A 13,938-nucleotide genomic window follows, 5' to 3' on the forward strand; every position below is an offset into this window, starting at 1 on the left:
ACTGATTACACTGATTTTCACGATTATATTTTAAAAGATGAGTCCCCTGTTTTAACTATTCCACATTTTTTTCTTCTCTCACTAGTTCATTTCTTCCCCTTACGTGTTTTACCAGGTATATAGATTATTTCATAGCCAAATTTATGATGCTGCTTAGAAAAAATAATTATCTGCAGAATGGAGTATGGGCATTCGTATTGGGTACCCTGCTTTATGGTTGTTCCAATGCCCGCAACGAAGCGCCCGGTGGCCGGGAAATGGCCCCCAGGAGCATGTTACCGGACAATCACATCTTCGACCTTGGAGAAGAGATAGAGCAGGTTCCAACTGGAATTACACAAACCGCCTTCCCATTTGCCACACAATACCTGGAGCTCCCGGTAGCTGGAAGCAACCGGAAATTCATTTTCCTGTCATTGCCCGATTCCAGCAGTGATGCACGGGTAGCGGATTTGATAGACAATTATCGCTTATTGGCGACCACCCTGATTGATCAGTGGGCGACCAGAAATACCGGCATTATGCTGGATCTGCGCGGCGGTGGCGTGCATACCCAAAAAGCCAGCTTCCTGGTGAGTAGTGCCAGCATGGCCTTTCCGGTGGTATTGCTATGGGATGATGCTGCCACCACACGCGTTGCCAATTATTTAAGGGTCATTGAAACAGTACCGGGCATGCTGCCTGCCGACCAATCCCTGATAAGCGACAGCACAATACAACTCCTCCCGGTTAGCCGTCCTTATACCAGACCATTGCTTACAGATGGCCCGGTGGGCAACTGTTTCCAGTAAACCATCCAGAACGGATTCCCCGAATATTTATGACCTAATCAACTTTTATTCAGTGATGAATCGCTATGCTTATATTCCACTGGTAGTCGCACTATCATCATGTGCCGTATTATCCGGTGGAAACAAAAAGAATAAAAAGAAGGCGCCTGCCGCCGCCGGGGCTGCCGCTAAACCAGCCTTTACGCCCGGGAAAAACGGGGTGAAGGAATATAGTACGGTGATTACAAAAGAGATGCTGACGCATCCCGGGCTTTTTACGGTACACAGTACCCAAGACCAGGATACCGTATATTTTGAAATCAACAAGCAGCTGCTGGGCAAAGAAATACTGACGATCAACCGTATCCGCAAAATCGGTGCAGGCATGAAAGTCTATGCGGGTGAAGAGCTGGCCAACATGACCATCTTTTTCGAAAAAGGTGCGAATGAAACTATCCTCTTGAAGAATCATTATCGCCTTGCGCTGGCCGATTCTACCAACGTGATTGCCCGTGCGGTAAAAGACGCCAATACAGACCCGGTGATGGCGGTACTGCCTATCCGCGCCTATGGAAAGGATAGCGCCAGTTATGTAGTAGATATGACGGCGTTGTTAAAAGATCCGAACAGCTTTGTGAATGATGCAGAGAGCAGTGAGATCAATAAGTTCCTGACCGTGAAAACGATGAAGGAACATGAAGTAACCGCTATCCGTGCTTATCCTTCCAATGTGGAAATCGCCATCAGCAAAAATGGTATGGCTACAACAACCATGTACAGTAAAACACCGGTACCGGCCACGCTGGAAACCAATACGTCCTTCATCGCATTGCCCGACGTGCCTATGCAAAAAAGATTTGCAGATGAACGCGTAGGCTATTTTTCAGATGCCTATGTGGAATTCAGCGACAAACAACAGGAAGTAAAAAACCGGGCATTCATTAACCGCTGGAGACTGGAACCTAAGCCGGAAGACCGCGAACGTTATGACCGCGGAGAACTGGTAGAACCGGCAAAACCCATTCTCATTTACATTGATCCGGCTACGCCGAAACAATGGCGGAAATACCTGATCATGGGCATCAACGACTGGCAGGCAGCTTTTGAACACGCGGGATTTAAAAACGCGATCTCGGCAAAAGAATGGCCGGAAAATGATACGTCAATGAACATAGAAGATGTACGTTATTCTGTGCTTAAATATCTGCCTTCAGATATCAGCAATGCTTACGGCCCTAACGTACACGATCCCCGCTCCGGTGAAATCCTGCAAACAAATATATGCTGGTATCACAACATCGTAAACCTGCTGCACGACTGGTACATGGTGCAGGCCGGACCGAACGATCCAAAAGCACGTGTAGCTACATTCGATGAAGAATTAATGGGGCAGCTGATCCGTTTTGTTTCCAGTCATGAAGTAGGCCATACGCTTGGATTACGCCATAACTTCGGTAGCAGCAGCCAAACACCGGTAGATAGTCTCCGTAGCATTACCTACCTGCGCAAAAACGGTCACACCGCCAGTATTATGGACTATGCCCGCTTTAACTTTGTAGCGCAACCAGAAGACCATATTCCGGAAGAACTCCTGTTTCCACGTATCAACGCTTACGACAAATGGGCCATTGAGTGGGGATATAAACTCAACAACGCGACTACTCCGGAAGCCGATAAAAAAATAATGAGTGACCTGATCACCCGCCGTCTGGCGGAGAACAACCAACTCTGGTTTGGCGATGGAGAAAGCCGCTTTGGAGATCCCCGTTGTCAGGTGGAAGACCTCGGAGATGATGCCGTTAAAGCCAATACCCTGGGCATGAAAAACCTAAAAGTGGTAGTGGCACATTTGGGTGACTGGACAATAGAAGAAGGTTGGTCCCGTAAAAATATGTACCAGATGTATGAGGCTGTCATCTCGCAGTATATGAGATACGTGTCGCAGGTGGCAAACATTGTTGGCGGCGTTTACTACACGACAGGACTGGATGCCAATGACACACCATCTTATGTTCCGGTAGACAAGGAAAAACAAATAGCGGCGGTTAACTTCCTTTCCGATGAATTATTTAAAACCCCTATGTGGCTGGTAGCACCGGATATGCTGAATAAATTTCAACTCCCGTATACCAGGAATTATATAGAAGATATGCAGATCAGAGCCGTGAGCCTTGCCCTGAGTCCGATAAGAATCATGCGCCTGCTCGATCTCACGAAACGCTTTGGCCCGGAGAAAACAGTACCGGTGCCGGAATTGCTCTCCCTGATTCGGAAAGAAATCTGGTCAGATCTGAGCAACGGCAAAGGAAACATAGATGCCTATCACCGCAATATGCAAAAGGCTTACATAGGCTCTCTTTTCGCACTCACGACCAGCAACGAACGGACGATTAGTGTATCAGAAATGGCCACCGTTGCTACTGCAGAAATAAAAGTAGTGACGGCCATGATCCGGAAAGCCCTGCCACTGGCAACAGATGCGATCACCAAAGCGCATTTGACAGACCTGCAGGATCGTATCGAACGCTTGTCGGCTATTACCAATTAATGTGATGCGCACATCGCATGAAAAAAGATTCAGAAAAATCGTGCTCACCACTAGTTCAATAGGTGATAAAGCGTGTTCTAATCTGCACACAAATTATTACTCCCGCATCCGGCGTACGATGTCCCCAATTATTATATTATCAAAAATCATTTAGTTCTCACTAATGAAACGCTACTACTACGTTTATATTCCGCTTGTTACAGTAATGGCTTCCTGTGCCGTGTTCAAGGGTGGAAACAAAAAGACAAAGAAAACGACTGTTGCAACGCCCACTGTGGCTGCAAAACCGGCTGTGGTACCTGGTAAAAATGGTATCAAGCCTTACAGCAGTGTGATCACGAAAAACCTGGTTACGCAGAAAGGACTCTTTACGGTACATAGTACTAAAGAGATGGACAGCATCTTCTTTGAGATCAGTGATAAAATGCTGGGCAGGGATATCCTCGTAGTAAACCGCATCAAAAAGGCACCCGGTGGTACTAACGCCTATCCGGGCGAAGAGCTGGATAACAACACGGTGATCTTTGAGAAAGGGCCCAATGAAACCATCCGGGTACGTTTAACCCTGGTGCAGAGTGGTGCCGATTCTACCAACGCTATTTACCGCGCGGTGACTGCGTCTAACGTGAATCCCATCATCGCCTCCTTCCCTATCAAAGCATATGGCAAAGATTCCGCCAGCTATGTGATTGATATGAGCAAATTCCTGCGCGATCCCAACAGTTTTGTGAACTCCGCCGAAGGTCACCCTATCTTAAAGCGTGCCCTGGATGTGAAAGCGATGAAGGAGCTGGAAGTACAGTCCATCCTCGCTTTACCTGAAAATGTGGAAATTGACATTACAAAAAATGGTACCACAAAAGCGATACCTCCCACTTTCACATCAGCAGGCGTTCCTGCACGCCCGGCTACCATGGAAACAAATACCTCTTTCATTGCCCTGCCGGAAAAGCCCATGCAACTGAGATTGGTAGATCAACGTGTAGGTTACTTTGCAGACTACTATGTTCAATACGGCGATGCACAACAGAAAATCGAAACCCGCGAGTTTCTTAACCGCTGGAGACTCGAGCCTAAACCGGAAGACCTGCAGCGTTATATGAATGGTGAACTGGTAGAACCGGCAAAACCAATTGTGCTGTATATAGATCCTGCTACGCCCAAACAATGGCGCAAGTACCTGATCATGGGTGTGAAAGACTGGCAGACCGCCTTCGAACAAGCAGGATTTAAAAATGCGATTGTTGCAAAAGAATGGCCGGAAAACGATACCTCCATGCACATGGAAGATGTACGTTACTCCTTTATCAACTATTTCGCTTCAGAAATTAGCAATGCCTACGGACCGAATATACACGATCCCCGCAGCGGAGAAATTATACAAACACATATTGGCTGGTATCACAATGTGATGCAAATCTTACACGACTGGTACATGGTGCAGGCTTCTCCTAACGACGAGAAAGCACGCAAAGCCAAATTTGATGAAGAACTGATGGGACAACTGATCCGCTTTGTTTCCAGTCATGAAGTAGGCCATACGCTTGGCTTACGTCATAACTTCGGCAGCAGCAGCCAGACACCGGTAGACAGTCTCCGTAACATCAACTACCTGCGCCAGCACGGCCATACCGCCAGTATCATGGACTATGCCCGCTTTAACTATGTAGCACAACCGGAAGACCATATCCCGGAAGAATTGTTGTTCCCACGTATTGGTGAATACGATAAATGGGCGATTGAATTTGGGTATAAAATAACTGGTGCTAAAACCGCTGAAGAAGATAAAAAAATCATGAATAAGCTGGTCACCACCCGCCTGGCAGCCAATAACCGCCTCTGGTTTGGTGATGGTGAAAGCCGTCAGATCGATCCGCGTTGTCAGACAGAAGATCTGGGAGATGATGCCGCCAAAGCAGGTATTTACGGTATCAAAAACCTGAAACGTGTGATGGCTAACCTGAAAACATGGACTTATGTAGAAGACGGTCAGCGCGAGGCATTAAAAAGCATGTATGAAAACGTGATGCTGCAATATCACCGCTACATGGTACATGTGGTAAAAAATATCGCGGCGGTGAATTATACCGTTCGAGGCGATAATGATGACCTGCCAGCTTATGCCGTAGTACCCAAAGCCAAACAGGTAGCGGCGGTTAAGTTTTTCAACGATGAACTGTTCAATACTCCTACCTGGTTAATAGATCCGGTGATCAGAGACCAGGTGGCTAATCCGGCAGATATTTCTCCTGTAGATATTATGCAGACCAATACCGTAAACTCCATGCTGGATGTGAAAAGGATTAATTACATCATGATGCTGGAGCGCCGCTTTGGTCCGGATAAAACACTGGGCATCATGGAATACATGTCCCTGTTGCATCAGGGAATCTGGTCTGATCTGAACAATGGTACTGTAAAAATTGATGCTTACCACCGCAACATGCAGCAAAACTATCTCGGCGCGCTGTATAAAATTACCCGGGATATTAAACCGGAAGTGAGTGAGTCTGAAGCGTCTTCCATTGCCAATGCTGATATCAAAAGCATCGCTGCGATGATTAAGAAAGCGATTCCACGCGCCACAGATGCAGCCACCAAGGCTCACCTGGTAGCGATGAATGAAAAAATTCAATTGCTTGCAAAAAAAATATAATAACGATTTCTCATAAGCACTAACTATCCAGAAAAATTACCTATGACGTATAAAGCCCTGCAGGTTTACACCTACGGGGCTTTTTCATGGAAAATATTTTTTTTGAAAATGGATAGTTCAAAAGTTTCCCCTGCGTGTTTTAATAAGTAATTTGCAGGGCGGTGAACAACAGCCATGCCATTAACAACAGGGAAACGGAAAAAAGTTAGTCTTGCCAACACCGATATCAGCACAAGATCAACATAGTATTGATACCATGCAAACTATAGCAGGCTTGCTTTTGCGCCGGTTACAGGGAATATTAAATGAATCAGAAGCCGCTGCATTAGCGCAGTGGCTGGCAGAGCAGCCGGCAGAGCGCCGGAAATTTTATGAGGAAGTCACCGATTGGCCGGCCATAGAAAGGGCATTGCACGCAATGTATCGTATAGACGAAAGTACTGCATTAAACGAAGTATGGACACGCATCCGGATGACGACGGTAAAAAGATCACCTGTTGCCCTTCGCCGGTATTGCGTAGCCGCGGCGGCTGTCGCATTACTGATAGGCTCCGGGATGTATTGGCTGCGTCCTCATCAAAACATTCAGATGGATGCCCGCCTGCCGATGGCGGCCCGTTATAAAAGTGATGCGCTGCCTGGTACTAACAAGGCCACGCTGGAACTGGGCGACGGCAGTATCATTGAATTAGACAGCGTCGGCAAAGGAGAACTGGCCCGGCAACACAATGCCCTCATCTTAAAAAATGAATCCGGCGCCGTAAGCTATCAGTCGGTGAATGCAGCAGATCATGCCGGCATTGCCTATAATAAAATCAGTACGCCAAAAGGTGGACAGTACCAGGTAGTATTACCTGATGGTACGCAGGTATGGTTAAATGCCGCCTCCTCCCTCCGCTATCCCACTGCCTTTACAGGCAACGCGAGAACGGTGGAACTAAATGGGGAAGCCTATTTTGAAGTGGCTCCGGATGCTGGTAAACATTTTCATGTGAAAGTCATGGGCAACCGGGCAATGGAGGTAGAAGTCCTCGGTACCCGCTTTAACATCAATACCTATACCGATGAAGCAGCCAATGCTACCACACTGGTAGACGGTAAAGTAAAAGTAGTGGACGCCGCCAGTCAGGCGGTACTACAGCCCGGACAGCAGGCATTGGTATATGACCGGCAGCAGCAGATCACGCTTCAAACAGCAGATCTTCCAGGCATTCTCGCCTGGAAGGAAGGACTCTTTTCCCTGCAGGATGCCGACATCACAGATATCATGCGACAAATAGCACGGTGGTATGATGTGGAGGTGATTTATAACGGCACTATTAAACAAAAGTTTGTAGGGAAAATTCCCCGCAACATGAAATTGTCAGAAGTATTAAAAGTATTGGAATCTACCGGGTGGGTCAATTTTAGTATTTCAGGGAAAACGGTCACCGTAGCGCCCTGAAGCTACCAACCAATAATCTAAACAGCGTCTAGTTACATGCGAAAGTTTAACGATTTATCACTGCAATGCAAAAGCATTGTAAAAAGAACAGCCATGCGGCGAATGCATCGCTATTTATTCCTGGCCGTCCTGATGCCGGCCCCCCTGTTTGCACAGCGGGTTACCTTATCGGTCAACAAAACACCACTGGAAAAAGTATGCAAAGAAGTAGAGCGACAAACCGGCTACTACTTTGTTTATTCCAAAGACCTGCGGGATACCGAACAAAAAGTCTCGGTGGAATTAAAAAATACGGAAGTGAATACGGCCTTGCAGCAGATATTTGAACATACGCCTTTCCGTTATGAAGTCACGAATAAGGTAGTATCGGTAAATACCGCGCCCAAACCTGCCCGCGCGGAAAATATAACTGCCGAAAAGGATACTTTGAGTATTACGGTGAAAGGAAAATTGTATACAGACGTCAATGCAGTTCCACTTCAAAATGCCTCCGTCTCTTCTTCGTTCACAAAAAGAACCACGCTCACCAACGAAAAAGGAGAATTTGAGCTGAAGGGAGTTTTACTGGGAGAAGACATCATTGTCAGCTATGTAGGATATGAAAAATACCATCACGTCATTACAGAACCTGTCATAGCCATCTTTCTAAAGGCTTCCAACAATGTGCTGGATCAGGTAGTGGTAAAGGCTTACGGCACTACCAGCAAACGTTTCAATACCAGTAATATTGTTACTGTCAGTGGCAAGGACCTGCAGGATCTTCCTGTTCAAAATCCTCTACTGGCACTCGAAGGCAGGGTACCCGGTTTGCAGATTACCAGGGATAACGCCTCACCGATATCACCCATAAAGATAGAAGTACGTGGTAGAAATTCCATCAACAAATTCATCTCTTCAGAACCATTATATATTATAGATGGGGTACCCCAAACGGTTATGGATCTCACCCCCAAGCCCAAGTTCGCTGAAAACAGTCCCAATGCAAGCATTATTTCCCTGGGTCTGGACCAGTCGATGGGCATGGGTCAGAGCCCTATCTTTGGTTTGAGTCCCAATGATATTGAGTCGATAGAAGTACTCAAAGACGCTGGCGCCACCGCCATTTATGGTAGCCGCGGTGCCAATGGTGTGATCCTCATTACTACCAAAAAGGCAAAGCCGGGGACCAGTAAATTTTCGCTTTCACTGAACCAGGGCGTAAAAAACGCGATCCGATACCAGCCTTTCCTGAATACCAGCGACTACGTGGCCATGCGCAAAGAAGCCTATGCCAATGCCGGCCTGACACCGTCAAAAGTATCCGGCAACCCTGGATATGCACCGGAGATCATGATAGCAGATACCACCCGGTATACCGACTGGCAAAAATATATGTATGGAGGTACCGGTTTGTATACCAGTGTCAATCCCCAACTTTCCGGCGGGACCCAGCATAGTGCTTACCTGATTTCTGCCAACTATACCAAACAAACAGATATCACACCCTCCAATGCTAATACCCAGTCTGCCAGTGTTTTGCTGAAACTGGATAACCACAGTGCTGACAACAAACTAAAAACGGGTATCAGCGTATTCTATCTGAACTCTTCCAATAAAGGATTGGGCTCGCTGACCCAATTGTCAACCCTTGCCCCCAACGCGCCGGATGCATTGGATAGCCTGGGTAACCTGAATTATGCAGCCTATAAAAAAGCAGGTATAACAAATTTTCCTTTCGCGGGCTTAAAGACAAGCACCAGCTCCAACACCAACCGTATCAATGCCGGTTTTAATATCGGGTATACCCTGGCAAAAGGATTGGAAATTTCCACACAGATAGGCTATAATATGTCCAGCAACAAAGGAGGACGTATCAATCCGGTAGCATCCATGGATCCAAATGGTACCAGCAAACCCTTTGGAACCAACTCCATGGGTACTACCGACGTAAGCAACCTAAGCATAGAACCACAGCTGAACTGGAATAAATCGTTGGGCAATGGTATCCTGAGTGTATTGGTGGGAGGAACCTATCAGTCGAATACTACGAAGTCTACCTTTATCGATGGACTCAACTACCTGTCAGATGAAATGATCAATGCGATTGCTGCTGCTCCTATAGTACATGCCAGTAATAAAAGCGGCCAATATAAATATATCGGTGCGTTTACGGGCATCAACTATACCCTGTCGGATAAGTATCTGTTTAACTTAAGCGGAAGAAGAGATGGCAGCAGCAGATTTGGCGCAGGCAAGCAGTTCGGTAACTTCTGGTCAGCCGGTGCCGGATGGATCATCAGTGAAGAAGCGTGGGCCAAAGCCTTTTTGCCTAAAGCACTCACCTTTCTGAAACTGCGTAGCAGCTATGGCTTAACCGGCAGTGACGGTGTGGGAGATTATCAATTCCTTTCCCAGTGGGCCTACCTGATAGCAAACGGTACGGGCGTTCCCGTTATTTCCGACTACAACGGCGTAGTGCCTTTAATGGAAACCCTGGCCGCGAATGATCAGTTTCACTGGCAAACCAACAAGCAACTGGAAGTGGGTCTGGAATTCAGTTTCTGGGATAAACTCAACTTTACCACTGACTGGTACCAGAACCGCTGCAATAATCAGCTGATAGGATATCCGTTGCCGTTGTTTACCGGCTTTAATACCATCACCGCCAACTCTGTAGCCAATGTGCAGAATTCAGGATGGGATTTTATGGCGAATACCATGGTGATGCAGACTAAAGATATCAGCTGGAACGTGAGTTTGAATTTTAATATTCAGCGTAATAAACTGCTCTCTTATCCGGGACTGGCATTATCGCCATATGCCATCATCTACAGAGTAGGGGCCTCTTTAAATAACCAGGCGTTGTTTCACTACCTGGGCGTAGATCCAAAAACCGGAAAGGGGAATTACCTGGATGTTAACCAGGACGGACAAATCAATAACAATCCCAGTGTAGCTCCTGGTACCGGCAATGATGACAGAAGCATATTTTTGGACATGAACCCTGTCTTCAGTGGTGGTTTCTCTACCGCCTTCCGCTACAAAAACTGGAGCATTAATCCTTCCTTTAGCTTTAAAAGGGGCTACCAGCAAATTGGATACAATCATTCCGGAAGCACTAACCAAAACATCTCCTCCTGGCAATACAACAACCGCTGGACACCTGATAATAACCAGGCTTTGCTACCGCCACTCAGTGCGGTGACCACTCAGGAAACATTCCGCTTTATCGGTTCAGACCGGAATTATACCATGACCAATGTATTACGCCTAAACAGCTTACGCTTATCCTGGAGCCTTCCCACTGCTAAAGCCATCAAAGCACATATGCAGGGATTAACGTTCAACCTCAGCGCCGACAACCTGTTACTGCTGACCAACTATAAAGCCAGTATAGATCCGGACCTGTCAGGGATGATACCTTCTCTGCGTACGGTGACGTTAGGTTGTAATGTTTCTTTTTAAAGCAAATAGTAGTACTCATGTTATATCTTAATAATAAAAAAATAATACACGGCTTATTACTGATGGTATTGCTCTCTGCAACTGCCTGTAAGAAGCTGATAGAAATTGATCCGCCCATAGATACGGTTAGTACAACGACCGTATTCAATGATCCTGTCAAAGCAAATTCCGCACTGGCAGCTATCTATTATACGTTGATGTCCAACGGTGGTAGTCCATCCTTCAGCAGTGGCTCCATGACCGTTTACGGTGGCATGATGGCAGATGAACTGTTTCCTTATGCGGGTGCTTCTAATCCGTTGGATTATCAGTTCTATACGAATAAACTGCTCCTGGATAATATATTGGCGCCGGCGCCATTCTGGGTAACTGCCTATAAAGCGGTGTACTCCGCCAATTCCGTTTTGGCAGGTGTGGCAGCTTCCACTTCACTGGCTATGACGGATAGTGTAAAACGCCAGTTAAATGGTGAAAGCCGGTTTGCAAGAGCTTTCTGTTTCTTTTATCTGACAAACCTCTACGGCGAAATACCACTGCCCCTTTCTGCCAGCCCGGTAGCAGAAGCCACGCAGAAGCGGCAGCCACTGGACAAAGTAAATCAACAGATCACAGATGACCTGAACGCGGCCATCCAGTTATTACCAGACAACTTTTCCGTTACAAAGGGAACAAAAGTGCGGCCGAATAAATATGCCGCTATCGCCCTGCTGGCCAGACATTACCTGTATCAGAAAAAATGGAAAGAAGCCGCAGAACAGGCAGATATCGTGATCAACAGTGGCCAATTTGGTTTGACCTCTCTGGCGGAAACTTTTGGCGCCAGCAGCCGTGAATCGATCTGGCAATTGAAATTCAGCGGAAATGGTGTGGCGACTTACATGCCGGAAACCATAGCGCTCACGCCGCAACTGAGTTTATCAATGCTGGATCAGGCAACGCAGGAGATGTTTCTTGACCCGGATCAATTTGTTACTTTTTCGTATATGGTTATCCCATTTTATATCATGAGCGATCACCTGGTCAACGCCTTTGAACCCGGTGACCAGCGAAAAGATAAATGGACCGATAGTATGCACACGCCTGCAGCAGCCCCCTGGAATGGCGTAGAGTACCGTTTTGTACGCAAGTACGTAAGGCTCACCGCAGATGGACAAGATGCTCCTCCCTACTATACCGTGATGCGGCTGGCAGAACAATACCTTATCCGTGCAGAAGCCCGCGCCCAGCTAAATGATATAGGTGGTGCAGCGGCAGATATTAACTTACTCCGCTCCAGAGCCGGATTACACGATACCAAAGCAGCTTCCCAACAGGACATGCTGGATGCCATCGCACACGAACGGCAAATAGAACTGTTCGCAGAATGGGGCCATCGCTGGTTCGATCTGAAACGCAGCGGCAAAGCAGCACAGGTACTCGGCGCTATCGCGGAAAAACAACCCTGGACAGATGATAAACTGCTGTTGTTTGTTCCTCCGGATGAAATAAAAAATGATCCGGCACTCACGCAGAATCCGGGTTATTTCTGGTAATTGAAAACGGAAAGCAAAAAGCAGAAAGCAAAAGGCGATCGGCTTTTTGCTTTCTGCTTTTTGCTTTCCGTTTTCATCACTTCCCAAACTTCCGCGGAAACCACGACACCGTGGCCATAAAATACTGTTGCAGCACATTCACCGTCCCATACGTCAATACGTTATTATATCCATAATTGATAATGCTCGTATTCTGGTGCAACAAGTCCAGCGCCGATAACTTCAACTCGAAATTATTATCCTTCATAAAACGATACGCTGCACTGGCATTCCAGATCGTATAATCAATCTTGCCTGCACCGGTGGAAGAGGTGTGGTTAAAGTTGATATTGCTGCTAACGCTGAGTCGCTTCGTGCAATTAACATTGCCACTGAAAGCAGTCACATTAGTGCGATTGCTGAGGCTATTGCCTTCAATTCCCGTTTGCTTTGACTTATACCAGATAAAACCCTGATTAAAGCTGGTATTGAAAATATCTTTGTAAGAATAATAAAGGTAGAGATTATTGTTGCTGTTAATATTATCCGAGGTATTCCATACGCCACCAATACTATTAGGCGTGCTGCTAAAGTTAACAAAGCCATTCACATTCACCTGCAGCCGATGCTGGTTAAACTTAAATGCTTTGTTCAGGTTACCAGATACACTCAAATATTTATTGCCGTCTGCATTCACGGTGTAATGACTACTGCGCCCCTCTTTATCCGTCATGCTGCTATCTGCAAAACTATTATCAACGATGCCGGCACTAATACCCACATTATAATAAAAATCCCTGTTGGTACCCATTGAGTAGTGAGTCATGCTAAATGTGATCACTTTTCTGCTCGCAGGTTTCAGCGAAATATTTCCGTTTTGTATATAATACAGATTCGAGCTATCCACCAGTGGCGCCAGTTGCCCGATAGACGGATAATCATTGGTAACAGCGAAATTCAGGCTATAATTATCGCTGAATTCCCCATACTGATAATTCTGGTAGCTGATGCCGGCGGTAGGTATAAATTTCAGGTAACTGCGACCAAGATTTTGAAACGCCTTATCCGAATGGTTTTGCAGCTGATAAAACTGCGCCTGCGTGTTAAAATTTATATTTAGAAATTTGGAATACCGGTTCGCCAATCCTTTATTAAAAGACCGGCTAAAATTCAAGGAAGGTCGCTCATCTATGGTAGTGTACCTGCTATCATTCGTTAAATAGGAATTCAATACATAATTGTCTTTCAACGGGTCTTTATCTTTTACGTTGTTTTTTTCCTGATGTGTATTTACATCCAGGTTATTTTCCAGCTGTATGCCCAGGCGGGAAAATTTATATCCCAAAAGCCAGGGAGAAAAATTACCTAATTTCGTCTGCAGGTGTTGTTTGGTATCGTTGCTGCTGTTATTATAGCGACGATCGAACAACTTATTTTGTGCAGGATCGGCGATGGAATTAAAAGCCGTTTGTTGCCAGCGGTCGTTGTTGTTGCTGGCGGCGATGAAGGAGTAATTGATCTCAAACTCGTGCGGTCGGTTGTTCCTGACATTCCATGGGCGGATT

7 protein-coding genes are annotated in these 13,938 nt (G+C 46.3%); 6 read left to right on the top strand and 1 reads right to left on the bottom strand.

All coding sequences use genetic code 11. The features are described from left to right. Window positions 1-143 precede the first annotated feature (143 nt). From VIP81_RS32410 to VIP81_RS32435, 6 genes are all read left to right on the top strand, one after another. Window positions 144-791 (top strand): hypothetical protein, encoded by a 648-nt coding sequence (locus VIP81_RS32410; protein ID WP_331972029.1) that lies wholly within the window; start codon window positions 144-146, stop codon window positions 789-791. 55 nt (window positions 792-846) lie between these two features. Continuing rightward, window positions 847-3,318 (top strand): zinc-dependent metalloprotease, encoded by a 2,472-nt coding sequence (locus VIP81_RS32415; RefSeq protein WP_331972032.1) that lies wholly within the window; start codon window positions 847-849, stop codon window positions 3,316-3,318. Window positions 3,319-3,481: 163 nt separating this feature from the next. Further along, the gene (locus VIP81_RS32420; RefSeq protein ID WP_331972035.1) at window positions 3,482-5,974 is read left to right on the top strand and encodes a zinc-dependent metalloprotease; all 2,493 of its coding nucleotides are present in this window, start codon (window positions 3,482-3,484) and stop codon (window positions 5,972-5,974) included. A 256-nt stretch (window positions 5,975-6,230) separates the two neighbouring features. Beyond that, the gene (locus VIP81_RS32425) at window positions 6,231-7,418 is read left to right on the top strand and encodes a FecR family protein (RefSeq protein WP_331972038.1); all 1,188 of its coding nucleotides are present in this window, start codon (window positions 6,231-6,233) and stop codon (window positions 7,416-7,418) included. A 36-nt stretch (window positions 7,419-7,454) separates the two neighbouring features. Next, entirely contained in the window at window positions 7,455-10,862 is a 3,408-nt protein-coding gene (locus VIP81_RS32430) for a SusC/RagA family TonB-linked outer membrane protein (RefSeq protein WP_331972041.1), read from the top strand. Window positions 10,863-10,879: 17 nt separating this feature from the next. After that, window positions 10,880-12,394 carry a RagB/SusD family nutrient uptake outer membrane protein gene (locus tag VIP81_RS32435; RefSeq protein ID WP_331972044.1) on the top strand — a complete coding sequence of 505 codons (1,515 nt, stop codon included), beginning with the start codon at window positions 10,880-10,882 and terminating at the stop codon, window positions 12,392-12,394. 76 nt (window positions 12,395-12,470) lie between these two features. On the opposite strand, the gene VIP81_RS32440 is transcribed toward VIP81_RS32435, so the two are convergent. Next, window positions 12,471-13,938, bottom strand: a 1,468-nt coding sequence (locus VIP81_RS32440; RefSeq protein WP_331972047.1) for a hypothetical protein, incomplete at its 5' end; no start/stop codon positions are given.

Source organism: Chitinophaga sp. (assembly GCF_036566945.1).
Lineage (GTDB): Bacteria > Bacteroidota > Bacteroidia > Chitinophagales > Chitinophagaceae > Chitinophaga.

Coding starts and splice junctions, on each gene's coding strand:
- VIP81_RS32425 (WP_331972038.1), top strand. CDS start 6,231: ATGCAAACTATAGCAGGCTTGCTTTTGCGCCGGTTACAGGGAATATTA.
- VIP81_RS32420 (WP_331972035.1), top strand. CDS start 3,482: ATGAAACGCTACTACTACGTTTATATTCCGCTTGTTACAGTAATGGCT.
- VIP81_RS32415 (WP_331972032.1), top strand. CDS start 847: ATGAATCGCTATGCTTATATTCCACTGGTAGTCGCACTATCATCATGT.
- VIP81_RS32410 (WP_331972029.1), top strand. CDS start 144: ATGATGCTGCTTAGAAAAAATAATTATCTGCAGAATGGAGTATGGGCA.
- VIP81_RS32435 (WP_331972044.1), top strand. CDS start 10,880: ATGTTATATCTTAATAATAAAAAAATAATACACGGCTTATTACTGATG.
- VIP81_RS32430 (WP_331972041.1), top strand. CDS start 7,455: ATGCGAAAGTTTAACGATTTATCACTGCAATGCAAAAGCATTGTAAAA.